The sequence below is a fragment of the Pseudomonas sp. MF6396 genome (assembly GCF_002018915.1).
Lineage (GTDB): Bacteria > Pseudomonadota > Gammaproteobacteria > Pseudomonadales > Pseudomonadaceae > Aquipseudomonas > Aquipseudomonas palmensis.
In genome coordinates this window covers 186,131-210,796 of record NZ_MVOK01000001.1, presented here as the reverse complement: position 1 = coordinate 210,796, position 24,666 = coordinate 186,131, and the positions used below count along the sequence as shown (strand labels likewise).

General features: G+C 62.0%; 24 protein-coding genes. 8 read left to right on the top strand and 16 right to left on the bottom strand.

The window, feature by feature from the left end; genetic code table 11:
- Nucleotides 1-195 precede the first annotated feature (195 nt).
- From MF6396_RS01075 to MF6396_RS01065, 3 genes are all read right to left on the bottom strand, one after another.
- Nucleotides 196-471 (bottom strand): EexN family lipoprotein, encoded by a 276-nt coding sequence (locus MF6396_RS01075; RefSeq protein WP_004883082.1) that lies wholly within the window; start codon nucleotides 469-471, stop codon nucleotides 196-198.
- Nucleotides 468-1,412, bottom strand: coding sequence for a LysR family transcriptional regulator (locus tag MF6396_RS01070; RefSeq protein ID WP_004883081.1), 945 nt, complete (start codon nucleotides 1,410-1,412; stop codon nucleotides 468-470). The genes MF6396_RS01075 and MF6396_RS01070 overlap by 4 nt, the downstream gene beginning before the upstream one ends.
- 74 nt (nucleotides 1,413-1,486) lie before the next feature.
- Nucleotides 1,487-2,911, bottom strand: coding sequence for an efflux transporter outer membrane subunit (locus tag MF6396_RS01065; protein ID WP_028699135.1), 1,425 nt, complete (start codon nucleotides 2,909-2,911; stop codon nucleotides 1,487-1,489).
- A 109-nt stretch (nucleotides 2,912-3,020) separates the two neighbouring features.
- Here MF6396_RS01065 and MF6396_RS01060 point away from each other — a divergent pair, with 109 nt between their 5' ends.
- The 7 genes from MF6396_RS01060 to MF6396_RS01025 all read left to right on the top strand — a co-directional run bounded on the left by MF6396_RS01060 (nucleotide 3,021) and on the right by MF6396_RS01025 (nucleotide 11,842).
- Nucleotides 3,021-3,656 (top strand): TetR/AcrR family transcriptional regulator, encoded by a 636-nt coding sequence (locus MF6396_RS01060; RefSeq protein ID WP_028699136.1) that lies wholly within the window; start codon nucleotides 3,021-3,023, stop codon nucleotides 3,654-3,656.
- Nucleotides 3,656-4,822, top strand: coding sequence for an efflux RND transporter periplasmic adaptor subunit (locus tag MF6396_RS01055; RefSeq protein ID WP_023123862.1), 1,167 nt, complete (start codon nucleotides 3,656-3,658; stop codon nucleotides 4,820-4,822). The genes MF6396_RS01060 and MF6396_RS01055 overlap by 1 nt, the downstream gene beginning before the upstream one ends.
- 22 nt (nucleotides 4,823-4,844) lie before the next feature.
- Complete coding sequence (locus MF6396_RS01050; RefSeq protein ID WP_004883075.1) at nucleotides 4,845-7,961, top strand: efflux RND transporter permease subunit; 3,117 nt, start codon at nucleotides 4,845-4,847, stop codon at nucleotides 7,959-7,961.
- Nucleotides 7,962-8,151: 190 nt separating this feature from the next.
- Nucleotides 8,152-8,487, top strand: coding sequence for a DMT family transporter (locus MF6396_RS01045; protein ID WP_004883073.1), 336 nt, complete (start codon nucleotides 8,152-8,154; stop codon nucleotides 8,485-8,487).
- 373 nt (nucleotides 8,488-8,860) lie between these two features.
- On the top strand, nucleotides 8,861-9,898 hold the full coding sequence (locus tag MF6396_RS01035; RefSeq protein WP_078479524.1) for an IS630-like element IS1471 family transposase: 1,038 nt from the start codon (nucleotides 8,861-8,863) through the stop codon (nucleotides 9,896-9,898).
- Nucleotides 9,816-10,232 (top strand): DUF3313 family protein, encoded by a 417-nt coding sequence (locus tag MF6396_RS01030; RefSeq protein WP_102063781.1) that lies wholly within the window; start codon nucleotides 9,816-9,818, stop codon nucleotides 10,230-10,232. The genes MF6396_RS01035 and MF6396_RS01030 overlap by 83 nt, the downstream gene beginning before the upstream one ends.
- Before the next feature lie 155 nt (nucleotides 10,233-10,387).
- On the top strand, nucleotides 10,388-11,842 hold the full coding sequence (locus MF6396_RS01025) for a patatin-like phospholipase family protein (RefSeq protein ID WP_196636953.1): 1,455 nt from the start codon (nucleotides 10,388-10,390) through the stop codon (nucleotides 11,840-11,842).
- Here the strand turns inward: MF6396_RS01025 and MF6396_RS01020 are convergent.
- From MF6396_RS01020 to MF6396_RS00970, 9 genes are all read right to left on the bottom strand, one after another.
- The gene (locus MF6396_RS01020; protein ID WP_004883068.1) at nucleotides 11,835-13,817 is read right to left on the bottom strand and encodes a relaxase/mobilization nuclease domain-containing protein; all 1,983 of its coding nucleotides are present in this window, start codon (nucleotides 13,815-13,817) and stop codon (nucleotides 11,835-11,837) included. The genes MF6396_RS01025 and MF6396_RS01020 overlap by 8 nt on opposite strands.
- 436 nt (nucleotides 13,818-14,253) lie before the next feature.
- Nucleotides 14,254-14,853: a S26 family signal peptidase gene (locus MF6396_RS01010; protein WP_004883067.1), complete on the bottom strand. Its 600-nt coding sequence runs from the start codon at nucleotides 14,851-14,853 to the stop codon at nucleotides 14,254-14,256.
- Entirely contained in the window at nucleotides 14,850-15,395 is a 546-nt protein-coding gene (locus MF6396_RS01005; protein WP_004883064.1) for a DUF2840 domain-containing protein, read from the bottom strand. Before MF6396_RS01005 ends, MF6396_RS01010 begins: the two co-directional genes overlap by 4 nt.
- The gene (locus MF6396_RS01000; protein ID WP_004883063.1) at nucleotides 15,392-15,667 is read right to left on the bottom strand and encodes a hypothetical protein; all 276 of its coding nucleotides are present in this window, start codon (nucleotides 15,665-15,667) and stop codon (nucleotides 15,392-15,394) included. The genes MF6396_RS01005 and MF6396_RS01000 overlap by 4 nt, the downstream gene beginning before the upstream one ends.
- Entirely contained in the window at nucleotides 15,664-16,302 is a 639-nt protein-coding gene (gene parA, locus MF6396_RS00995) for a ParA family partition ATPase (protein WP_004883061.1), read from the bottom strand. Before parA ends, MF6396_RS01000 begins: the two co-directional genes overlap by 4 nt.
- A 265-nt stretch (nucleotides 16,303-16,567) precedes the next feature.
- A complete protein-coding gene (locus MF6396_RS00985) occupies nucleotides 16,568-17,410 on the bottom strand; it encodes a replication initiator protein A (protein ID WP_004883059.1) in 843 nt (280 codons plus the stop codon).
- Between the two features lie 26 nt (nucleotides 17,411-17,436).
- The gene (locus tag MF6396_RS00980; RefSeq protein WP_425313408.1) at nucleotides 17,437-17,706 is read right to left on the bottom strand and encodes a helix-turn-helix transcriptional regulator; all 270 of its coding nucleotides are present in this window, start codon (nucleotides 17,704-17,706) and stop codon (nucleotides 17,437-17,439) included.
- A 127-nt stretch (nucleotides 17,707-17,833) separates the two neighbouring features.
- Nucleotides 17,834-18,601 (bottom strand): DUF2285 domain-containing protein, encoded by a 768-nt coding sequence (locus MF6396_RS00975; protein WP_078479523.1) that lies wholly within the window; start codon nucleotides 18,599-18,601, stop codon nucleotides 17,834-17,836.
- 343 nt (nucleotides 18,602-18,944) lie between these two features.
- Complete coding sequence (locus MF6396_RS00970; protein ID WP_028699139.1) at nucleotides 18,945-19,295, bottom strand: DUF2958 domain-containing protein; 351 nt, start codon at nucleotides 19,293-19,295, stop codon at nucleotides 18,945-18,947.
- 319 nt (nucleotides 19,296-19,614) lie between these two features.
- On the opposite strand from MF6396_RS00970, the gene MF6396_RS00965 reads away from it, so the two are divergent.
- Nucleotides 19,615-19,908, top strand: coding sequence for a helix-turn-helix domain-containing protein (locus MF6396_RS00965; protein WP_064717570.1), 294 nt, complete (start codon nucleotides 19,615-19,617; stop codon nucleotides 19,906-19,908).
- On the opposite strand, the gene MF6396_RS28345 is transcribed toward MF6396_RS00965, so the two are convergent.
- The 4 genes from MF6396_RS28345 to MF6396_RS00945 form a co-directional block, all read right to left on the bottom strand.
- Nucleotides 19,905-20,123: a hypothetical protein gene (locus MF6396_RS28345; RefSeq protein ID WP_103790875.1), complete on the bottom strand. Its 219-nt coding sequence runs from the start codon at nucleotides 20,121-20,123 to the stop codon at nucleotides 19,905-19,907. The genes MF6396_RS00965 and MF6396_RS28345 overlap by 4 nt on opposite strands.
- Nucleotides 20,124-20,210: 87 nt before the next feature.
- Nucleotides 20,211-20,525 carry a DUF736 domain-containing protein gene (locus MF6396_RS00960; protein WP_004883051.1) on the bottom strand — a complete coding sequence of 105 codons (315 nt, stop codon included), beginning with the start codon at nucleotides 20,523-20,525 and terminating at the stop codon, nucleotides 20,211-20,213.
- Nucleotides 20,526-21,335: 810 nt separating this feature from the next.
- The gene (locus MF6396_RS00950) at nucleotides 21,336-23,402 is read right to left on the bottom strand and encodes a ParB/RepB/Spo0J family partition protein (RefSeq protein WP_004883050.1); all 2,067 of its coding nucleotides are present in this window, start codon (nucleotides 23,400-23,402) and stop codon (nucleotides 21,336-21,338) included.
- An 80-nt stretch (nucleotides 23,403-23,482) separates the two neighbouring features.
- Entirely contained in the window at nucleotides 23,483-24,313 is an 831-nt protein-coding gene (locus MF6396_RS00945) for a DUF932 domain-containing protein (RefSeq protein ID WP_004883049.1), read from the bottom strand.
- Between the last annotated feature and the right edge of the window lie 353 nt (nucleotides 24,314-24,666).

Sequence of the window (24,666 nt, the reverse complement as noted above, 5' to 3'; positions counted from 1 at the left end):
GCTGGCTTAGTGCCGGTCAAAGACCGTTTGGGGCAGAAAGGTCGATAAGAAAGAATGAATTCGCGCTGTGTCTAGCCAGGGAGTGACTCCGTAAGCGCCGGCGAATATCAGCGTGCCGAACAGAAGATTCAGGCAGACTAGCGAATTGCTGAATTGCTGAATTGCTGAATTGCTGAATTGCTGAATTGCTGAATTTCAGAATTTGGGGGATTCTTTGGGCGGTGTGTATGGCGTTTTTCCGTCACCGTAGAACCGCTTACGTGTTGCCTCCGCTACCCGGTTGCAAAGCAGTTCGCCCAAAGTAGGCCGATCCGTCTTGCATTGCTGGCGCAACTTCTTGAGCTGTTCCGGGTCTGCCACCAGCTCTTCTACTGTCGGGGTTTTCTTTTCTGCACTAGTGGCTTTGTGCGGTTTATCAGATTGACCGCATGCGACTAGCATTGCAGCGACGAGCGTGATGGCGAGTCTCATGGCATCAATTCCTCCGGAAGATCGGGATTTCGGCTTTTTGTTGACCTGAGAAACTCTGGCAATTCGATGGCCTGTACTCGCTGAATGAAGCGCGCAAGCTCGTCAAACGGATCGCCTTCAAGTCTGAGTAGATAGGTCGTCAAAGGTGGTACGCGTGTCGAAAGCGGCCTCGCCACGACTCCTGGCTCTCGGGAGGCTGCAATGTGTGCAGCCCCTGTAAGTCCGAGTGCAAAACCGGCAGATACCAACGCCATCATCAGGTCGAAAGTGGTAACCCGCTCGGCAACTAGAGGCTGCATTTCAGCCCGGCTAAGTACTCGCTCAATGTGCTTGGCGTGGCCCTCGCACACTTGAGGATCAGATAGCACTAGCGGGTAGCGCAGCAGTTCATCCAATGGAATTCGCTTAAGAGCCAGCAACGGATGCCGAGCTGGCAGCGCCACCATAAGCGTGTCAGTCCACGCGGGAAGTGCGACGATTCCATCACCTACGTCGTCGGACTGTGCAAAGCCGACGTCATACAGGTCGTCGTGCAATCCTTTGATTTGTTGGGATAGTGGCACCTCAAAAAAGCGAATCTCAACCTCGGGCTCCTCCTCGCGACACAACGCCAATAGGGCTGGTAAGCACAGTAGTGTTGCGCCGTCTGACAAGGCGACGCGGAGTTGTCCATGAAAGCCATTTTTTGCTGCCTTCACGCAGTCCCGCGCCTGTTGCAAGGATGCGAACACCCGAGGTGCGTGCTCCATGAGCATCAACCCAGCTCGTGTCAAACGCGTGCTTCTCGTGTTCCGAATAAAGAGCTGTGCTCCTAACTCCTCTTCGAGTTCTTTGATCGTGCGAGACAGTGGGGACTGCTCAATATGCAGTTTCGCAGCGGCGCGAGCGAAGTGAAGTTCCTCGGCGAGCGCCATAAAACAACGTAGATGTCGAATTTCCATGCGTCCCCTACTAATCGTCGATCTATTCAGTATTTAAAACTCGCTGCCATGCTGCGTTCTTCCAACTCAAGGACTCAGGGTGAAGATTGCAGATTCACATGCTCTGGCGAACCAGAAAGCGCTTTAGCGAGAACACCCCATTGCACGGCTGCGTCGGCGCGAGCACGGACCAGAGCCGCTCGCTGGGACAAGGTGCCACGCTCCGCTTCTGCAACAACGGTCGCATCCACCTGTCCCGCCTCAAAGAGGCGTCGACTGCGGTCAAGGAGTCGATCAGCGACGACAAGACCATCGACCTGATGCTGCAGAGAAGTCCGCTGGGTCTGCCAGCCCAGATAAGCGTTCTCCACATCCTGAAGCGCAAGCAAAACCGTGCGTTCCAGGTCAGCCTGTGCGCCGCGACTGCGTGCTGAGCCCTCGTCGATTCCCGCTTGTATTGCTCCACCGTCAAAGATCGGAAGCGTCACACCCAAGCCCAGAGAGAAAATGTTCCCTGCCACACGTGTTCCGTTGTTCTCGAAGCGTTGGCGCCCACCACTCAAATCGAGCACAAGTTTGGGGAACCGCTCGCCTTCTGCTGCGTTCCATCGCGCCGTCGCCGCTGCAAGACGCGCCTGCGCGGCTCTGACGTCGGGGCGCTGCTGCAGCAATTCGCCTGGCACGCTTCTGGGAGTCCAATCGGGCATGGTGAGAGAGGCAAGCGCAGGACCGCTGCCAAGCGCCCCCGGAATCCGGCCAACGAGCACATCCAAGGCATGCGTTGCTTCGCCGCGTACGCGTCGCAACTGCTCTTGCTCCACCCGGAGGGCGATGACCTCGGAACGCGTGCGTTCAATGTCAAAGCCCGTAGCTTGACCTGCCTTGAACTTCTGCTCTGTCAGACGCTCAAGGCGCTCGGCGACTTGAAGTCGCTCTTTTGCCAGATCTTCCAGCTCTGCCGCCTGCCGCTGCTGCAGTGCAGCGGACACTGTCTCAAAGGCGATCTGCCAACGTGTCGCGAACCAGTTCTGTTCGACAGCAACTGCGTCCATCCGTGCGCCATCAGCGGCATGCGAGAGGCGGCCCGCTAGATCAACTTCCCATGAAGCCGACAGCGGAAGCCTGGCATCGCTGCTGATGGTCGGTGCCAAAGAAAAGTCGCGCGCGCGCGTTGCTTGGGGCGTGAGCGCCAAGCTAGGGAACATTGAAGCGCGTGTACGTCGGGTGATCGCCACAGCTTCATCAATCCGCGCTCTTGCAATAGCGAGATCGGTGTTGTGCTCCAGCGCGTTGCGCACCAGCGCGTCAATCAGCGGATCACCGTACGCCGTCCACCACTCGGCCGGGAGTGCTTGTGCTGGCACCTGCTGCACAGCCAGACCCGCTTCGTTCATGAATTTGGCCGGAACCTCAACGCGTGATGTCTCCACCCTGTGAGGCGAGTGGCTGCACGCGGCGAGAAGCGTGATCGATAGGAATGCAACAGCAGTAAGGCCGCGGCGGGCGTAGGGATCGGACATGTTGAGCCACTAGGTTGTGAATTGAGGAGGCCGTCTTGACGGGCATAGTTCATGGCGTGTACTATACCGTCCAGACGGTTCAAAAATCAAGCATCTTTGGAGTTTCACCATGGCAACTCGTATGAAATCAAGCCCAGAGGAGTCGCATTCGGCGGACAACGGCGCTGAAGCCCCCTCCATCTCTAAGAAAGCGCAACAAACACGGGAGCGCATCCTTCAAGCTGCGCGTGACGTAGTCATGGAGGGAGGTGCCGGGCACCTAACGCTTGACGCGGTCGTTGCACGGGCAGGAATGAGCAAAGGTGCGTTCCTGTACCACTTCGAGACCAAGCGCGATCTGCTCCTCACGATGATTGATGACCAGGTCTCGGCGTTTGATGGCGGGCAGGAAGAGCGAGAGCTGCCATTCGTCGGCGATCCAGACCCTTGGCTATCCAGCCAGGTCTCGGCTATGCCTGACGGCGGGATGCAAAAGATGAGCGCTGCATTGCTGGCGGCCGTGGCTGAAGACCCCACGCTGCTTGAGCCTGTGCGCGGCTGGTACCGCAGGCAGTACGAGAACGCGAGCAAATCTCCACGCGGCACCGATATCGCCGGAATCGTTCTATTTGCCTTGGACGGAGTCTTCCTCGCCGAAATGATGGGTTTTCCGACGTTTGCTGCCGAAGACCTTTCTCGACTCATGCACACCCTCCAGGCGCTCGCCCGCGGCGAACTGGAACTCACCCCTATTGATAAACGCTGATGAAAGGCCTTCCCGTGTCTTGCACTCCCTTTAAATCCCAGTCCTGGCAAATGCAGAAAGTCGGCCTCGCGTTTGTTCTGCTCGCATCGCTTGCCGGCTGTGGTAGTCAGAAGGAGCCTGCTTCCGATCCACCGCGAGCGGTCAAGCTGCTCACGGTGGGGGATGTAGGTTCTGTGGCCAATCGCATTGAATTGAGTGGTCTAGCTCGCTCCAGTGAGCGGAGTACCTTGGGGTTCGAGACTGGCGGGCGTATCAGCAAGCTTCATGTGGACGTGGGAGATCGCTTCTCTCGCGGACAGCTTCTGGCTGAGTTGGATGTTCAGCCCGAGCAACTCCGCCTAGAACAGGCTCGGGCGACACTCGCTGCTGCGGAAGCCGCATTGGCAGACAGAATCGTGCAGACAACGCAGCAAAGGGGGCTGCTTGAGGGCAACGTAATCTCCCCGGCTGCATTCGAGAGTGTGAAAGCACAGTTGGTTGCAGCTGAAGGCCAGGTGCGCAATGCAAAGGCCGCATTCGGCCTTGCCGAGCGTGCGCGAAGGGGGGCCGCCATTCATGCGCCATTCGACGGCGTCGTCGCGGAGAAACTCGCTCTGCCGTTCACAGATATTGCAGCCGGAGCGCCGGTGCTTCAAGTGGATGGACTACGCAGCGGCGTAGAAGTCCTTGCGACTGCATCGACGACCCAGGCGGCAAATATCAAAATTGGGCAGGTCGCCGAACTGCGCCTGAGCGAGTCAGCAAGTCCCGTTCGTGCTTCGGTACAACGCATCGGCTTGCGTGCTGAAAATGGCTCACTTTTACCTGTCGTGCTCGTTCCTCAAGATGCTACTCTTGCGCGCAGTCTTCGACCCGGGTCTGCCGTTCAAGTATTGCTGAAGGCACCGGAAGCGAAGGATGCCTCACCAGATCGTCTGATGCTTCCCTATTCGGCACTGGTGCTCAGTGAGAAAGCAGGACAAGCCGCAGTGTTTGTATATGACGTGACCGGAAAGAAGGTGCACCGCCGGGAAGTGCAATTCCAGAGCGAGCCAGGCGGCGACAACGTTCGCGTTGTGGGCGGCCTGAAGCGCGGCGAGATGGTAGTCGCGGCTGGCGCGAGTTGGCTGACGAACGAGCAACAAGTCACCCCACTCAAGGCCACGACCCAATTGGCCGGACGCTGACCCGCTACAGGAAGACTTCGCTATGAAGATCACAGAAATGGCGCTGCGCGCCAGCAGACTCACCTACCTTGCCGCGGTCATCATTCTTGTTGCCGGCATTGCCACGTTTCTCAATTTCCCTTCGCAGGAAGAGCCATCGGTCACGATTCGAGATGCGGTTGTTGCCGTTCTGAACCCTGGCATGCCAGCCGAACGTGTTGAGCAGTTGATCGCGCGTCCGATCGAGGAGCGTTTGCGGGAGCTGGCCGAGGTCAAGCGTGTAACCACAACCGTTCGCGCGGGCGGGGCCGTCATACAGGTCACGATCTGGGAGCGGTACACCGACCTAGCCCCCATATGGCAGCGCGTTCGCGCGAAGGTTGCCGATGCTCAGCCTCTGCTTCCACAGGGTACGTTGGGGCCATTTGTCAACGACGACTTCGGCCGTGTTGCCGTGGCCTCCATTGCGGTGACCGCGCCGGGCTACTCCATGGGCGAAATGCGTGTGTCGTTGAAAGAGATGCGCGATCGCCTATACGCGCTTCCCGGCGTTGATCGCATCAGCTTCTACGGCTTGCAGGAAGAGCGCGTCTATCTCGAATTTGATCGACCAAAACTAGCCCAGCTTGGATTGACCCCACAAGGGGTGATCGATCAACTCGTTAAACAAAACGTCGTGCTTTCAGGCGGGCAAATCGCCATCGGTGGCATCAACGCTTCGCTGGCTGTTAGTGGAGAGGTTCGCGACGCCGCCTCGCTGCGCGCGTTGCCGATCATGATGGCGCAAGCTCAGGGTGCGCGCGGTGCTTCGCCTGCTCCTTCAATCTCACTGGGAGAGCTTGCGCGCGTGCAGGTACAACCTGCAGATCCTCCCGAGTCTGCTGCAGTCTATAAGGGCCAGCCTGCCGTAGTGATGGCAGTGTCCATGACCTCGGGCCAGAACGTGGAGCAATTCGGCGTAGCCCTCAAATCCCGTGTGGCCGAGCTTGAGAAACTTCTGCCCGCAGGTTTCGAGCTCTCCTATGTGACATTCCAGGCAGACGTCGTCAAACGTGAAATGGGCAAGATGAACCAGGTGATGATCGAAACGATTGTCATCGTGCTCGGCGTCGTCGTCCTTTTCCTGGGATGGCGCACAGGATTCATCGTCGGGATGATCGTGCCGCTTACCATTCTGGGGGCACTGATCGTGATGCGCGCGCTGAACATCGAGCTGCAAAGTGTTTCGATGGCAGCCATCATCATCGCTTTGGGGCTCTTGGTAGACAACGGCATCGTGATTGCCGAAGACATTGAACGGCGCTTGGCAGCCGGTGAAGACCGCAAACAGGCTTGTCTCGAAGCGGGTCGTACCCTCGCACTGCCGCTGCTGACGTCCTCATTGGTTATCGTCATCGCCTTCTCCCCGTTCTTCTTCGGCCAGAGTGCGACGAGTGAGTATCTGCGCTCTCTCGTCATTGTCCTCGCGCTCACGTTACTCGGATCTTGGCTGTTGTGTCTGACCGTCACTCCACTGCTGTGCTACCACTTCACCAAAGTGCATCATCAACCGGCGAATGACGCGCAAACCTACAACACACGCTTCTATCGCGGCTATCGCAAGTTGCTTGAGTGGGTGCTTGACCACAAGGCGATCTACGTTGGTGTGATGACGGGTGCATTGGCCGTAGCTCTGTACGGATTCACGACACTGCCATACGACTTCTTGCCGAAGTCCGACCGAGTTCAATTCCAAATACCGGTGCAGCTCGCCCCTGGAACGGATTCACGGCTCACTCTTGCCAAAGTGAAGGAAGTGAGCGGCTGGCTCGGTGATCAAGAAATCAACCCCGAAATCACGGATCACATTGGCTACGTCGCTGACGGTGGGCCGCGCTTCATCCTTGGGCTCAATCCCCCATTGCCAGCATCGAACATCGCGTACTTTGTCGTGACGGTCAAGGCAGGCACCAACATTGACGTCGTGATTGCCCGAACTCGGGCTTACTTCGCGCAGCATCATGGAGATGTACGCGCAGAGCCTCAGCGGTTCTCGCTAGGCACTACCGAAGCCGGCACAGCCGTCTACCGGGTCAGTGGGCCGGATCATGAGGTGCTGATGAATGCGGCGGCGAAAATTGAGTCCGCGCTACGGGAGCTGCCAGGTACGGCCAACATCAAGAACAACTGGGATACCCGTGTCGGCCGTCTCGATGTTCGGGTCGATCAAGATCGTGCGCGACGTGCTGGCGTCACCACCGACGACATAGCTGCCTGGCTTGGCACCCGCTACATCGGCCAGTCGATCTCTGTGATCCGAGATGGCGATACCAGCGTGCCAATCGTGATGCGCGGGACGTCCAATGATCGGCGCAGCACTGCGGACGTTGGTTCGACGACCATCTATCCAGCGTCGGGTGGCCAGCCGGTTTCCCTGGCGCAAGTGGCCGATGTCACGCTCGCTAGCGAGCCGTCTGTGATCCAGCGCCGCAATCTCATTCGTACAGTCACAGTTCAGGGGCAGAACACCGCATACACCGCGCAAGAGATCGTGGATCACCTCGCACCTCGGATCGCCGCAATTGAACTACCTGCAGGCTATGCCATAGAGCTTGGTGGAGAAATTGAGGAATCGGCTGAATCGAATGCATCGCTCACGCACTACATGCCGTTCGCTCTTCTGGCGATGTTGCTGCTATTCATCTGGCAGTTCAACTCCTTCCGCAAGCTGATCGTGATTCTCGCAACGATTCCCTTCACGTTGATTGGGGTCGTGATTGCACTGAAGGCAACAGGCACTCCTTTCAGCTTCATGGCGACATTCGGGGTGCTTGCGCTGTTCGGAATCATCGTCAACAACGCCGTTCTTCTGCTCGAACAAATTGAACACGGCCTCTCGGAAGGTCTCGCCCGACATGAAGCCCTGGTGGGAGCTGCGATGCAGCGGCTGCGTCCAATCGTGATGACCAAGGTGACCTGTATCGCGGGTCTCGTGCCCCTGATGTTGTTTGCGGGGCCGCTGTGGAAGGGCATGGCCATCGGCATGATCGGTGGTCTCGCACTTGGCACGCTCGTGACGCTTGGCCTGATTCCGTTGCTCTACGAGGTGCTGTTCGGAATGAAGTGGCCGGGCAGCAAACGGAGTCACGAGGCGGTACAACAACCAGTGCAACCGGTCTGATCCCTCAGCGTAACTGTCCACACGCTTCCCCCGATCTCTCTCGTGGCCGGAGAGATCGGGGAGACAGATTCTCGCCATCAGAGAGTTTAAGAAGAAATCAGAAGCAGAGCGAATTGACCGCCTACTGCCTATTCTTTGATGCTTTGATGCTTTGATAATCAATTTTCACTGAATAGATTTGGAGAAATATATGAACCCGTTGTCATGGAATCCATGGTTGGTTCTACTGATTGCCGGCCTGTTCGAAATCGGTTGGCCACTAGGCCTCAAGATGGGTGCGGCCAATGCAGCGATGCGCTACGTGGGGCCGGCGATTGCAGTTGCCTGTATGGCAGCCAGCGGCTTTTTCCTATGGTTATCTCTTAAACAGATCCCCATAGGAACAGCTTATGCGGTCTGGACCGGCATCGGTTCGCTGGGCGCGTTTTTCGTGGGCGTGTATGTGTTCGGCGATACCGCCTCCTTGATACGTTGGGTTGGAATTGCGCTGGTTGTTGCTGGCATCGTCTGTCTGAAAATGGGATAAATGAAAATATATATGAAACGCCCTATTTCATTAATCCATTTTGTGCTGCTGGCAGGCCTCACGGCAACCTTATCTGGCTGTGCTTCAAACGGAATGACTCGATCAGGGTTTCTTGGTGATTACGATGTATTGGGAAAAACGAAGTACGAAAATGTTCTGCTCTTCAAGGCGCCAGGCTTTGAACCCAGTCGTTACCGGGAAATATTAGTCGAGGATGCTCAGGTAGTGACGGCAACTGGACGCATAGGTGGGCTTGAAGCTGAGCAAGTGCGAGAGCTTCTCGATCACGTCAACAGTGAACTGCGACATCTCCAAACTATAGATAAGGCCCAATAAAGTATGAATTTTCTCTGCGTTTTCTGGTCAGAGATTGATGGAAAAAGAAAACGCAAGAAAGCAAACGCTGGAGCAACTTCACGAGCGCCGCAAGCAAGTCGTTCGGCTGCACAAAAAGGGCATCAAGATCATGCAAATCGTGGAGATGACAGGGCTGAGCTACCCGCCAGTGCGCGCCACGATTGATCTGTTTGAAGCTGGTGGCTGGGGCGCCATCCGACCAGCCTTGCGAGGGCGCAGCCCAGGGGATGGCCGTGTGCTCAGCCCAGCGCAAGAAGAGACGATTCAGCGGATGATTATTGACAAGCGGCCCGAGCAACTCAAGATGGACTTTCATCTGTGGAGCCGAGCTGCCGTGAGCCAATTGATCGAGCAAGAATTTGGCGTAAAGCTACAGACTCGAAGTACCGGAAAGTACCTCACCCGCTGGGGCTTCACGCCGCAAAAGCCCATCAAGCGAGCTTATGAGCAAAGCCCTGCCGCAGTACAAGCTTGGTTGGAGGGCGAGTATCCCGGTATCGAGCAGCGCGCCAGAGCTGAAGGGGCGGAAATTCACTGGGGCGATGAGACGGCGTTGGTTAACACCGACGTGCGCGGCAGAAGCTATGCGCCGACAGGCAAAACTCCGGTGACCATGGCTATCGGTGGCACGCGTCAGAAGCTATCGATGATTGCAACAGTGACCAACCAGGGCAAGACACGCTGGATGATCATTGATGAAGCATTTGACGCCGACAAGCTCATTGAATTCCTGCAAGCCTTGATCAAGGATGCTAGGAAAAAAGTCTTTTTGATTCTGGACAATTTGCGCGTGCATCACAGCAAACTTGTGAAGGCTTGGGTGGCCGAACATCAAGACCAGATTGAGCTGTTTTACTTACCCAGCTACAGCCCCCAGCTCAATCCAGAGGAGCGTCTGAATGCGGATCTCAAGCAAGAGATAGGCAAGCGAGTGCCGGTAAGAACCAAGGCCAAGTTACGCGAGGCTGCCAATGATCACATGGCGATGCTGGAGCAAAACCCTGAGCGCGTTATTGGCTACTTCCAAGATCGTTACGTTCGCTACGCGGCTTAATACTTCACAGGGCCGGATCAATAAGTCCGAAGCTCCCGCATCGTCAGGCCGCATACGTGTGCGTGTGGCAATTACGACCATTGAGACGCCCAATAGAGCAGTCAACACCCTAACGACGTTGCTTGTTGGACCAGTGACAACTGGGGGAGCTAGTTTGGAGTTTGAGGCAGTAGATGAACAAACAGATCGTCGGGTGGCTGCTGCTAGCTGCTTCGAGCACGGCAACGCTCTCGCGGATTTCAAAGGCTCCTACACACTGCTCGGGCATGCAAAGTCTGCAATCACCACCTGCCTTGAACGGATCAATAGCGCTTGGAGAAGTGCTGGCTCGTGAATAGCTGCTATTCCATAACTTCGCGCGGATCGCGAGGAGCCTCATCAAGGGGATTCGTAGGGTGCCGTTCTTGTAACGTCTGCAGCATTCTGGAGTGGCTCTGCTTCGTCGCAAAATTGCCGGCGTTTCTCGTTCTTGTCTATTCGAAACGCTGCGTGGTGCTGCTTGCAGAGGTAAAGCGCCTGGAGGTGTGTAAATTCACACGATGGAGTTTGGCCGGTGTGCTGGCAACGGTAGTTCTGACAGGGTGTTCCACTTACCGTCCTTGGATCAACCCGACACTTTCCGACGCCGCCTTAATGTCTCTCGCCGAGAACGACCAACGCATCAGGCCGTCGGAGGTCAACCAACCGGTGGTTGTAGCGGTGACACTGTCAGGCGGGGGCGCTCGGGCGGCGGCCTTCGGCCTGGGCGTGCTGCGCGAACTCAAGGCCACACGCTTCGCGCTAGAGGGCCAGGAGACCACTCTGTTGGATCAGGTGTTCCTGGTCAGCGGAGTGTCGGGGGGCAGCATCCTTGCCGCGCACTTCGCGGCCTTCGGCGATGCCACGCTGACTCGTTTCGAGCCGGATTTTCTGCTTGTGCCTTTTGAGGGGCGACTCATACGTGAAGCTCTGTGGCCTGAGCGTCTTTATAGACTAACTTCACCTTGGTTTGGGCGCAGCCAGATCCTGGCTCAACGCTTGGACGAACTTTTTGAAGGCCGCACCTTTGGTGACGTGCGCCGACGACCGGGCGCGCCCGAACTGATGATCACGGCAACCGACCTCACGACCGGTGCCCCTTTCGATTTCACCACCGAGCAATTCCGGCTAATCTGTTCCGACCTCGATGCAACGCCGCTGTCTTTCGCGGTGGCGGCCTCGTCGGCAGTACCGCTGGTGCTGTCGCCCGTAACGGTGCGAAACAACGCCAATACCTGTCCGCCGCCTCTCCGATCTTTGCCTGTCAGAGGGCAAAATTACAGATCACGCATCCTGCAAAGCGGCATAGACAGCTACCTCAATGCGCACGATCGGCCCTATATCCACCTCGTGGACGGTGGTGTCTCCGACAACCTCGGCGTACGTCTGATGCTAGACCGGCTAGTAGCTTCGGGCTCAATGAGCGCCAATTTCTCGGAGGTCAAGCCCGGAAGCTTGCGCCGACTCGTGTTGGTGACGGTGAACTCCGAACGAGGACTGAGCGAGAGAGTGGACAGTAGCGACCGAGTTCCCAGCACGACGCAAGTACTTGAGTCGCTGATCTTCGGTGCCGGCGCTCGCGAGACCCAGGTGACGCTGGCCATGCTTAACGACGACCTGCAACACTGGCGTTCCGAGATTGTCCGCACCCGTGGCCAAGCGGACAGCCCCTTTGCGGCCGACGCAGAAATCTACGTAGTAAGCGTAAGTCTGAACGACGTGCCGGACGACAAGATCCGGCATTCGCTGCTGCGCGTGCCCACAGCCTTCACGATCGAGGCTACGGATGTCTTGGACCTGCAAACTGCGGGAGGCGAAGCACTGAGGCAATCCAAGGAGTTTATGGCATTGATTGAATCTCTAAGAAGAATCACAGCAGCCAAGCAGACTGCGCCTGGTACTCAGCTTCCCTTGATATCTAACTGATACCGATACTGGGCTTTCGTCCAAGTTCCCAAGAGGCACTTCCGCCGATAACCTTTGCGGCAAGCTGTTGTCCCAGTCGCGGCTCAATTACCGGCCGCCACGGCACAAGGCTGAACCCCATGCCGTCATCGAGCATCGCGTAGCGCCCGCTGGCGAGCATAATGGAACGCCGGTAGATACCGGCTACGCGCTGCCCGTCGGCCACCGGGCGATGCTCTAGGCCGGTTTCCGCCGCAATGTCTTTCGCGGCCTGCACTAGTTCCCGATTGCGTAGCGTGCCCAGCAGGTTGCGCGCGAGGATGACGCGCTGCCCGCGGCGCTGTGCCAGCCCCTGTTCTTCGAGGAAATCGGCTCGCTGCTGTATGGCCTGCTTGGTATCACCGCCAAAGCCCAAGTTGCCCAGCCCACGGCCACCGCCGATCAGTTGCTGGTCAAGCCAAGTCGCGCCGATGACGCGGGCCTGCCGTTCAATAGGAAGGTGTGATTTCAGCTCTACGGCTACATCGCCCAGCCGTTGCGCGTCGTATTGGCGGCCACGCTCGGCCAGGTCGTCCGGTACCTTCCATAGCCCTTCGGCCACGCGCTCCACGATGCAAGCCCGGCGCAGGGCTTCCAGCCGCCGGACATGAGCGGCGACGACTTCCTGCGGGTCGCGTCCGGGCGTAGCCCGGCCCTGCTCGATTACCAGGTGATGATCGGTGCGGTACAGGCCATCGCTCGCCAGCGAGGCGATGTTCTTGTCGGCCGTGCGCACCTCAGTCGAACCCTTCACCTCTACCACAGCGCCCGTGGGATAGTTCGCCAGTTCGTCGCGGGCGTTCAGTGCAACGTAGTGGGCCTTACCGTCCGTGCCGTCGATGATCAGATAGCCTCGGTCGTGCAACTCATCGGCAAGCCCCTTCGCGGCCACGCGGCCGATGAGGCTGCGACCATCGTCGCCCGGCTCGAACACCGCCAGCTCACGCGGCTGGCCGCTCATGGCCCGCTGCATCGTTCGGATGATGTCGCCACGCTCACCCAGGGCACGCAAGGTCTTCTCGGCATCGGCATGAATGGCCCAGGTGCCGGGCTGCACCTCGTCGGCTAGGCCCAGGCGCTGCAAGCGTTGCAGGCGGCCGATCAGCAGCAGGCGCTGGCGTTGCAACCTCGGCTCGTTGAGCCGTTCGACATGCACCCGGCCATCCTCGCCGGTCTCGCGCTGCAAGGTGCGATCCAGGCTCGTCCACCGCTCCTGTTCCACCTCGCGCCTCAAGGTCTGCTGAATCTCCAGTTCGGTGCGCGGCCCCAGCCACTCGGTCGCCAGCTCGGCGGCGCGATGGCGGAAGCCGTGGGCGATGTAGTCACCCGCGATGATGAGGTCTTTGCCGGTGTCGTCGCGCCCGCGCACGATCAGGTGGGTGTGCGGGTTGTCGGTGTTCCAGTGATCCACCGCCACCCAATCCAGCCGCGTGCCCAGGTCGGCTTCCATGCGGCTCACCAGATGCCGGGTGTAGGTGCGCAGGTCGTCCAGCTCGGCCCCGTCCTCGGGCGAGACGATGAAGCGGAAATGGTGCCGGTCGTCGGCGCAGCGTTCCTTGAAGGCGTCCAGATCGGCTTCGTCGGCCTGTGGCCCGTAGCCCCGGCCCGGTTCGCCATCGCGACCCGCGCCGTCGCGCTCGATGTAGCGCAGGTGCTTGGCGAGCGATTGCGGGCTGGCCCGCTGGTGATTGACCAGCAAGGTCTTGATGGTCACGCGCCGCGACATGGGCATTAGCTTCGCCCCGGCGAAGCGCGCCGCCGTGTGGCCACGTCCGAGCCGAGAGCCGGGCCGCTGGCCGGTGCCAGCCGCGCCAGGACGGCGTACTGCCGACTTGCCGCTGCTGGCTTTGCCGGCCTGCTTGAGCACCTTGGAAACGAAGCTCTGCCCCTGGCCCTTGCCCCGGTTCTTCGGGGCGCTGGGGCGCACGCGAAAGTCGTCGTCGCGGCTGTCGGTCATGGCTGCGCTCCCCGCAAGCTTGGGCGTGTCCTGTCGTGCGAAGCACGCGGACATGCCAGCATTGGCGCGACCCTCGCGCCAAACGCGGCACGGTGGCGAAGCCGCTCCGTGCCGCGTTCCCCCCATGTGCTGACTGGCTTTCGACGCGGCCAGGTGCCGCGTCCTTTTGTCTTGCCTTCCGCCTTTGCCCTTCGCTGTCGCTCCAGGCAACGGCGGCCCGGCGGCGCTGCTGCGTGAACAGACAGCGCGCCGGCGAAAGCGCCAATGGCCGCAGGCCGGGCGCGTTCGAGGCAAGACGCCTGAACGTTGGACGGCTGCGCCGGATGCTGCGCGACGTGCGGTGCGAATGCACCGGCACGACAGGCGCAGCGACACTGAAGCAGCCAGCAGAACGACATGCCCGATGGCACGTCAGAGCGCAGCGAATCGGCGGCCATCATGGGCGTATCTCCGGCCACACCGGATGCGCAACGCCGATCACGGCGGATGCGCTGACCGGGCCGAAATAGCGGCTGTCGAACGATGCTGGATTCGTCACGCTCAACAGGAGCAGTTCGCCCGGTTCAAGGCGGCGGCAAAGCTGCAAGGACGGCAGCGCCCGGCCCAGCCGGTCGGCGGGCAGTACGGCGGCCGAAGGCACGCCGTCGATGCGTACCTGACCGGCGACGATGCAGACGTGTTGCGGCGCGACCGCGCCCACACGTTTGAGCAGCGGAACGCGCGTCGGCAGGTAGCCGCGCTGCGCAGCGAGCGCGGCAGCCGTGGCCGGAAGCGGCACCAGCACGATGCTGTCCACGGACAACGGACGTGGCAGCGAGGCGGTGCGCGGGTCGAACGGGTCAATGCGATACCAGCCGACCGCCACGCTGTCGGACGGGTTGTAGGTCAGACGCGGCAGCGGCGACACGAAAGCCGCCCAGGCCAGCGCAGCGAAGCCGATGGCGGCCAGTGTCGCCAGCACGATGCGAGCGCGCAGGCGTGAGCGAGGACGCGGCGCCACGTCGGGCGCGTTGGGTGTGGTGGTCGGGGCGGTCATGGCAGCACCTTCCCGGCCAGCCAGGCGGTATGCCGCTCGGTGGTGTATTCGGGCAGCGCAAGGCGAGCCGCAAGACGGTTGCCCAGCGTGCGCCAGTACGCCGGCGACACGTCGATGGCAGCGATGCCCAGCGCCTCGATGCCGTCGATGCGCTCCAGCACGGCGCGCACGTTGGCATCGCCTTCGGTGTGTAGGAGCAAGCGCGCGCCCGGCTGAACACCGGGGATGCGCTGCGCCGCGTCCAGCGGTGTGCAAGCCTGCATCACCATGAGTTGCCAGCGGATCGTGCCGTAGTCGTTGGCCTGCCAGCGGATGCGGCAGAGCATCGCGCCCGGCAGGAACACCGCGCAGCGCCGCCAGCGGTCGAGCTGAAGCGTGCGCGCCGGTTCGCCGAAGCGCAGGTAGAGCTTGAAGCGATGTTCGAGGTAGGCCAGCGAAACGCGCGTCAGCGGCACATTGCCGGCCTGTCCGGCGAGTGCCGAAAGCGCAGGCAGCGGCGCAGCCGGTGCCGCGTTCGCGGCAGGCCAAGCGAATGCGTTCATGGTGTGTTCTCCGGCGGAAACTCCCGCTCCAGCAGGCCGCGCAGCAGGTCGGCCACGGTCACGCCTTGCGTGAAGGCCGACACCTTGATGCGCGCCCGCATGGCGGGCGTGATGTCGAGCGTGAGGCGGGCCGTGTAGAGGTCGCCTTTGCCCAGCGCGTCGGCATCGCCCTGACGAATCCACGCCTCGGCGTGCGGATTCGCGGGCGGACGTGCGCCGATGCCGACGCGCTTGCCCGTGCGTTTGCTGTTGGGTGGCTGCTGCGCTGTCATGTCGGCCACCGCAGCAGTTCGTCCACCAGGGCGGTGATTTCGCGGGCGGCGGCACTGTCGGGCGCTGTCTCGCGTGCGAGCCGGCCAGCGGCCACGCTGTCGGCGAAGACGATGCGCTGATGCACCTCCGAGCGCAGCGCGGGCAGCGGCTGTTCGGCGAGCGATTGCCGCGCCTCGCGCCCGATGATGGTGGTGCTGACGCGCCGGTTGATGACGAAGGCCGCGCGGAGCAGCGGCCGGAACACCTGCGCCTCGCGGATCAGCGAAACCATTTCCGAGCTGGCCCAGAGGTCGTAGGGGCTGGGCTGCACCGGGATCAGCACGCGCTCGGCCGCCAGCAGCGCGGAGCGCGCCAAGGCGGCGATGCGCGGCGGCCCGTCGATGATGACGTGATCGGCCCGCCTGGCGAGTTCTGGCGCTTCCTGATGCAGCGTTTCGCGTGCGAGGCCCACGGCGCTGAACAGCCGTGGCAAGCCTTGCTGGCTTCTGCGCTGCGTCCAGTCCAGGGATGAACCCTGCGGGTCGGCATCGAGCAGGACGACATGCTGGCCGCGCATCGCCAGTTCGCCCGCGATGTGCGTGGCGAGCGTGGTCTTGCCGACACCGCCTTTCTGGTTGAGCAGAGCGAGGATCATGGCGCGGCCCTCCCTGCTGGAAAGCCGGGCTTTACCTGCCGTGCAAAACGCTGTTCGCCGTGCCGTTTCTCGGTTGTCCACCGAAACGGCGCGCTTCTACTAAAAGTTATGTATTTCTTGTTAGGGAAGTTAGAGGGGCCGCAAACCCGCGCCGTTATTGGCTTTCCGGCGTTTTCGTACTCCTGATAGCACGATAGGCGTACTCCCGATAGCACGATACCCGGTACTCCTGATAGCACGAGGCCGTCCACACCTTTTCCACGAGTTATCCCCGTGCCGTGTGCAGCACGGGCCGGAAGGTCAGCAGTTCTTGTCCGTCGTCCGGCATTCGCTCGATGCCCAGGACGTAGCCGGGCAGCGACTGCCGCGCCACCAGGACGCGCAGGTCGTAAGCGAAGTCGGAGAAGCGCGCAGCGCTGCCCGACTTGCGGTGCAGGTGCCGGAAGTCGAATTGCCAGCCGCCCGGCTGCTTGCCGCCGTGCTTGCGCACCAGGCGGTACAGCCAGCGCTCGATCCCGCCCTTCAAGCGGAAATAGGCTGGGTCGATGGTCAGCACCAAGGCGGCATCGAGCACGCCCGCATAGAACCAGTCCGGCAGGATCAGTTCGATGCCCAGCGGCACGCCGCTGGCATCGGCCAGTTCCTTCCACTCGTTGATCCACGAGAAGCGATGCAATCGCCTTCCCGTGGTTTCGCGGATGGACGTGGCCACCGTGGTCGATTGCAGCCGGTCGAGCGCGGCTTTCAGGCGCAGGTAGTCGTTGAGAGACGTGCCGCGCCCGATGAAGCGCAGGATCTCGTAGGGAGTGGCGCGTATCCAGCGCGACGGGCGCAAGCCCGCGTCGCGCGCCTCCACGATCTGCGAGGCGGCCCAAATCAGCAGGTCGGCATCCCATATCGTTGCGATGCCGTGCTCCTGCGTACCCTCCACGCGGATGGTGATGCCGCCGGCGCGGAAGTCGATCGGCGCGGTACGCCGCGACTTCGCCAGCGAGAAGAACGGAAAGGCCATCAAGTCCTGGCTGTCGCGGGGTGCCATGTCGCCCGGCAGCGCGCGGAACAGGTCGAGCTGTTCGCGCTGCAAGGCTTGCCCTGGCGGGCTGGACATGGCGACGGCCACCCACGCGCCAGCGATCAGCGGCCATCACGGTAATCGCCCGCGTGGCGTTCGGCATATTCCGGGTCGGAAGTCGCCTCGTAGCTGCGCTGGTCGGCCCAGGCATCGAGGTCGGACACCGCGTACATGACGCGGCGGCCGAACTTGCGGAACTTCGGGCCGCCGCCGATCACGCGCTGTTTCTCCAGCGTGCGTGGCGACAGGCGCAGGTACTCGGCGGCTTCGTCGTTGGTCAGGTAGCGTTGGGGCTGCGCAGGCGCAGCGACAGCAGCGGCGGCAGGCCGCAAGGGAGCGGGTCGCATGGGATGTACCTCCATCAAGCCCGGCCACACCACGCGGCCGGTTAGAGGCACTTTCAAGAAAGCGAGGCTGCTTGCTAAGGGACGATCTACGGGGGACGCGAAACGTCCCCCCCTACTGCAACGGCGGCGGAAGCTGTGCCAGGCGGCGATAGCCGCCACGCATCAGCGCATCGCCACGACGTACCAGCCGCCGCACGCGGGCACGTAAGGCGCTGTCCTTGTGCCAGTCGGCGGCGACGGCATCGGCGCCGAACAGCCCTTCGGCCACTTCGCGCAATGACGCGCCCGCCAGGGTCGCGTCGAGCGTCTGCAAGGGGTGCAGTTCCAGCACCGCGGCCGTCGTGGGCCTGGAACGGGCCGCCGCCGCAGGCGTGGCAACCGTGGCCACGGCCAATGCGTCCAGCTCGGACGCGAGCGTGCGATAGCGCGCGCAGGGCGTGGCGCAGGCGCGGGTGGCGTAGAGGTAGGCCATGCTGTCTTCCAGGCCCGGCGCGAGCGCGAGCCGCAGGCAGCAGCCGGGCCAATGCGACACCAGCACCAGGCGCTTGCCGTCGTGGATCAGTTGCTTGCGGCCGGGGACGCGCCAGAACTCGAAGGCATGGGCTTCGGGTGGCGGGTCATCGTCCGGGTAAACCTGCACGACGGCATCGTGATCGGGAAACCAGGCCGGATGCGCGTCGCGCGCATCCAGGGCTGGGTCTTCCAGCAGGCGCAGGCCCCACGCCTGCGCCGTGTCCGGCCGGCGGCGGCGGCGCAGCCAGTCGCGGCGGTAGTCGGGATTTCGGCGCAGGTATTCCCACGCCAGCGCAGGGCCGTCAAGGTGCAGAACGTAGAGATAGGCCGCTGTCGGATACCAGTGTTCGGCGCTGCGATCAGTCATGGCGAAACCTCCCTCTGTTTGGGATGCGTCGCCACGATTTCCGCGATGCGGGAACTATCGAAATGCCATCAGGTCGTCATCAAAATTGGTTAGGCTGTAACTGTCGGTGTCAAGACCATTTGGCTCTGCGTGTTGCGGAAATCGTCTGAATGCGACGGCTACGCCTTCAGGAAAATGACGCGCAGCACCGAACACCGTGCCGCAGCCCGCGCCCAAGATCAGGACTGTTTTCAACAGGATCGCACCACTTCGGTGCAAGAATGCGGATTCAGACCTGCACGGTCTTGATCAAGATTGAAATAGTCACGATGCGCCCCGGCTGGCTAGGCCGCGCTGGTTTTCATCAGTCCGTGATCGCGCCGTTCTCCTGCGCCAGCCGGACGTACTCCGATAACGGGCGCACCGCCTGGAAATACCGATCCCGCCGCACCGGCAGCTTGCGCGGCCCGACGATGCCCGCCAGGTCGGACAGCTTGACCATCCCGAGCTCAGGCATACCGATACCGAGGTCGATCAGGCCGTAGGCCGTGTCGCCATCCGCCGGGTCGAGCGACACCAGCAGCCAGGTCACATGCGCGTCCGGGGTGAACAAGCGCACCACGGGCAGCGGGTCGAGCCGCTGACCAGCGGCGAGCGCCGCGCCGTGGGCCAGCAGCCGGGCGCGTTCATCAGCGGTGACAAGCGGCAGGGTCATGGGCAGCTTCTCCACGAAACCGACGATGCGCGAATGCGCTTTGGTGCCGAAGCGCAGAACTGCCGAAACGCATCCGTGCATTCGTGTGGAAGCACCGATGTGCAAGCCATCGCATCCGTAGAAGAACAGAAGCGCCGAAGCGGAATTGTCGGAAGCCGGAAAGACACGGATGCGATTCCCCGGTTCTGTCGGAATCCGCATCTGCGGATTTCCGTAAAAGCACGAAAGCGGGCCTTTCAGCCATGAATGAACACTATAGATTGTAGCCCTATAGGGCGCAATGGGCTGTCATCTTGGTTTTTATGGGGAAACCAAGTTAGTGACAGCGAAACACTCATTGGCAACGGCAATACGGACAGTCAGGAAGGCGCGAGGCTTGAGCCAGGAAGCGTTCTCCGACGTGTCCAGCCGCACCTATATGAGTACGCTGGAGCGCGACTTGAAAAGTCCGACCCTGCACAAGCTGACCGAGCTGTGCGAGGTCATGGAAGTGCATCCGCTGACGCTGTTGACGCTGGCCTACGCCGGCGACGACACGCACAAGGCCGACGAACTGCTGGCGCGGGTGCGCCAGGAGTTCGAGGCCGTGCTGAAAGAGCGCGACGCGCCCTAGCGCGTCTGAATGCCCGCAAGCGGAGCGCGCAGCGCCGCCAGGCGCGAAGGCGTGAGGGATTGAAGCCGAATGGACATGACGCCATTGGCGGCATGGGGCGCAGCCCGAAAGCCCGGCGGCGCAATGCGCCGACACGCCATGCTGTTCCTACTGCCACGGGCTTCGAGCCATTCGACCATCACCAATGCAATGCTGGCCTTGGACATGCGGGACATGGGGCAACTGCCGAAACCCTGTGCGTGCGATGCTGCGATCAGCAGCACCGCGCCCCGCCGCAATGGGCGGGGCGCGGTGGGCGGCCGTCAGGCCGCCTTGGGCTTGCTGCGCGACCAGATGAGGTCGTGCGTGTCATTCTCGCCTTCGATCAGGCGGGCATAGACCGTCGCCGGGAATGAAGGATCGTCGATGGCCACCGACAGGTAATCCCGCCCGGCCTCGCTGGTTTTCTTCCACGCCGCGCCGAAGTCGTGGCCGGCCGCTTGCAGGCGGAAGTCCGGGGCGCTTTCGTTCTCGCCCTTGTCGTTGGGAACCAGCTTGACCTTGAAGTTGAGGGTCAGGGTGCGGAGCTGGCCGGTGAAGCCGTCTTTCTCTGCGGTGAAGGTGCCGATGTTAGCCATGATGATTTCTCCTTTCGGGTTGAACAAGGTCGCGCCAGTGCGTCCTTGTTGTGATCCGTCCGGCGGGGGATGGGCTGGCCGCACCGCGCAGCGGTCGCAACACCGTGGAGAACCTGGAAGCGAAAAGAATTTGTCCCGCGAGGAATGCGCGCAGCGCAGGGGGAATTGTTTTCGCTGGAAGGTTGCGGCCATGAAGCCCAGCCACCGCCAGGATTCACAACAACACAAGGACGTACTGGCCGCCCGCTCCCGAATGGAGGCATGGCCGACTCGGCATCCCCGCGCGACGGCTTCACCGGCCTGCGCCCTGACACGGGCAAGGACAATGCCCAGCGACAAGGTGAAAGCGTTCCTACCGCTGCTTGCGGCCCTTTGCGTGAGGCGTGGCGTGGAAGCTCCATTGCAAGGCCGGGCGGCGTGTCGGTGAACCGTCCTTCGTGACGTACAGGCGACGAACCGCCAGCGTCGAGGACGGCACGCTTTCGTGCAACCTGCGGCAGCAAGCCGGGGCGTAGCCCCACACGCCCGTCCATTGCGGTGGGGCGCGTTCGGAATGTCGTCGGCGCTGTGCGCCGACGCACTTATGGGCTTCGAGGGTTTCCCGCGCACAAGGTCACTTGTGCGCCGCCCCTTCGCCGTCCGCCCGAAGGCGGCGAAGGGGCGTTCTGGCTTTGGGCTTGGAAACCGGGCGCGGCCACCGCCGCGCCCGGATTTTTGACCATCGGCACCAGGGCGGAACGGCCTGGGGCCGATGCTGATGGAACAGCGAAGCGCCCCGGCCGAAACCGGGGCGCTCGGTGGTGGTGAAGGTCAGGCGGCGAGTGCGTGGGCCTGCTGCTCGTCGTCGTTGTCGATGGCTTCCGGCTCGTCGTTCGTCACCGCCTGCGGCGCATCCTGCGCCGTGGTGTCGTCGGTGCCTTCGGCCTTGAAGATGGCAGGCATCCAGCCGGTGCCATCGGCCAGCCGCTCGGCTTCGCTGGCAATGTCGGCCTTCTTCAACTTCGCCAGCCGGGTGACGTGCGCCGGGGCGTACTGCTCCACGGCTTCCAGAATCGCGGCCTTCGGCACATGCCGGAAATAACCCTCATTGGTGGGCTTCCACCATGCGGCCATGTCCAAGCCGACAGCCTGCGCCAGTTCCGCGCCCGGTTGCTGCGGCGTGGCGCGGGGTGTCACCACGTCCACCGTGACGGCCACGGATATCGCCAGCAGCCGCACCAGTTCATCTTGCGACTTCGCTAGCAGCACGGCGAACAGTTCGGCGCTGTCCTCCGGCAAGCCTTCGCCTGCTACCTGCTGCAACTCGCGCAGCGCCACGGCGGCGGGCGAATCCGGTATATCCGGGGCGATGCCTTCCAGCCGGTCTTGCGCTTTCAGGCTCACGCCCAGCGGCAAGTCGTGGCCGTAGTGGCTGCCCTGCAAGACGGTCTGCACCATGCCATGCACCAGCGCGGCCAGCGCCACTTGCGGATGCCGGGCGACTTCGATTTGCAGCGCGGCGGTGCGGTGGGCGCTCAACCGCTGCGCCAGCTTGTCGGACATGGCGGCGGTCTTGGGCTGCTCGTCGTCCTCGCCTTCGTCGTCGTTCCCGGCTTCGCTTTCGCTGCCGAAACCTTGGCGCAGGCGTTCCAGTGTGCGCAGCGCCTTGGCCTCGGCCTCGCGCATCAACCCGCGATGAATCACTGCCTGCCCGTTGCGGTCGATGGTGACGATGGCACCGGCTGCGGCCTTCACGGTCGTGCCGTAGTCCTGCAAGCCATCTTCCAGCGCCTGCAACTGCTCGCCCACGGCTTCGCCTTCTTCCTGCAAGGCATCGGCCTTTTCCTCGTCCTCGGTATCAAGCGCGTCATCCACGGCGGCGGCCAGTTCGTGCATCTTGGTTTGCAGCTTCTCGATGCGCTGCGCTTCGCGCTTGTTCGGTTCGCGGCGCTCCCTCGGCGCACGCTGGAAGGCGTGCAGGTCGGCATGGGTCACGGCGGGGGTGGCATCCACCCACGCCCAGCCTTCGTCCTTCACCTCGGCGGCGATACCTGCCAGCTTGTCTTGCGCCAGCCGTTCCAGCAGCGCGGCATCGGTCAGATACACGCCCGCGTCACCTTCCGCGAACAGGTCACGGCGCACACCACCGCCTGCGGCTCCGTAGGTATCCAGCCCCACGAAACGCACCAGCGGATGCCGGTATGCGTCAATCTCGCGCTCGGTGAGGCGGTCGCGCAATTGGGAAGGGTTGCGCTGCCACGTCGGCGCGTCGTAGAACGCGGTTTCCTGCGCGGCGTGGTCGTCGGTGATGGCAAGGGCCATCAACTGATCGAGCGTCACGGCTTCGGCGCGGTAGTCGGCCAGCAGCCGGGGCGAGACGTTCGCCAGCTTCAAGCGGCGCTGCACCACCAGCGGCGTGACGCTGAAATCGGCGGCTATGTCCTCGATGGGTCGGCCTTCGGCCACCAGCGCGGCGAATGCCTCGAACTGGTCGGCGGGGTGCATGGCTTCGCGCTGCACGTTCTCGGTGAGGCTGGCCGTGCGGGCGGTGCCATCGGCCACCAACAGGCAAGGCACTTCCCATTCCTTGCTGATGCGGCGCTTCTTCGCCAGCAGCTTCAACGCGGCCAGCCTGCGGCCACCGGCCACGACTTCGTAATGCTCGCCATCGGCGGCGGCAATGACGATGAGGTTTTGCAGCAGGCCGACACGCTGAATGCTCGCGGCGAGTTCGGGAATGGACATGCGCGGGGTCTTGCGCACGTTGCGGCCAGCAGGACGCGACACCAGCCGCGACAGCGGAACCAAAATCAGGTTCTTGGTCGGGTCGGCGGCTTCCAGCGGGATAGCGGCGGCGGTGTTGAGGGCGCGGGCTTCGGTTTGGGTAATGGCGTTCATGGTGATAACTCCTATCGGTTCAGGGATGCAGCAGCGAAGAAAGCGGCAAGGGCTGCTGCCTGCCCCTGCCGCGTGGGGAATCAGGCCTTCAACTGGCGCAGGCCATCGGCCAACATCCAGAGGGCGCGATTGAGGCGCACATCGGAATCAATGCCCTGCACGGGGCGGGTCTGCTGGCGGCGTCCGTTGGCGCTGCGGCCATGCAATCCGCCTTTGGTCAGGTTTTCTTGGGTGCGGTTGAACACGCTCCACAAGTCCGGGCGGCGGTCGTCGAACCGGCGCGGCATCAGGATTTGGCTTTCCGTGATGGGCGCGGGCTTGTTATCGGTGGGGTCGTACTTGAGGGCCAGCGCGGAACGGGCGAACACTTCGGCTTCGCCTTCGTCCAGCGTGATAGCGCGCATCAGGTCGCGGGATTCCTTCACGCGTTCGAAGCCGCTCAACACCTCGAAAGCGCCTTCGATGACAGAACCGGCCACGTCGCCCTTGTGCGGCACGCGCACATCGGCCACGGTATCGCCGCACACAAGGCCATTGCTGCAAACGAACCGGAACATTCCGGCCAGCATCTGATAGCTGCTGGTGCCGTCGTGCGAGTTCAGCAGCACGATTTCATTGGCTTCCGCGCCGTTGATCTGACTGGCATGGCGCAGGCGAATCATGTGTTTGGTGTAGTCGCGGCGGTCGTCGTGCCGCACGCGGGTTTGCGCTGCCATGAAGGGTTCAAACCCTTCCTTGCGCAGTTCCGCCAGCACGGCGGCGGTGGGAATGTAGGCGTACCGTTCGGAGCGGCTATCGTGCGGGGCCTCCGCGAAGATGGACGGGGCTACGCGGCGGATTTGGTCGTCGGACAGCGGGTAGTCACTGCGCAGCGTCGGGGAATGGGAAGCGAATCGAGATGCGAGTTGCATGGTTTTCTCCAATGAGTTGCTGTGGTTTCAAAGCTGACCGGATTCCAAGATTCGGAGCCCGTTGTGGCTTCGGTTGGTTCGGCGCAGAGACCTGGGCCGGTCCTGTTTGCCGCCGTCTTTCCTGAGTTCATCGCCCGCGAAAAACCGGGCCAGCGAGGGACTGGCCGTCAAGGGAGAAGCGCAGGGTTGGTGCGGCCCGCAGCGCAGCGAGGACTCGGCCCTGCGCGCCTTGACGGCCAGGCACCGCGGGCTACGGTCGCGGGAAAAAGCGATGAACTTGGGGAAAGACGAACAGCGGCCAATGGGCCAGGGGGTGCGCTGAAACCAACGCCGCGCGGCGAGCGCCCCTGCGT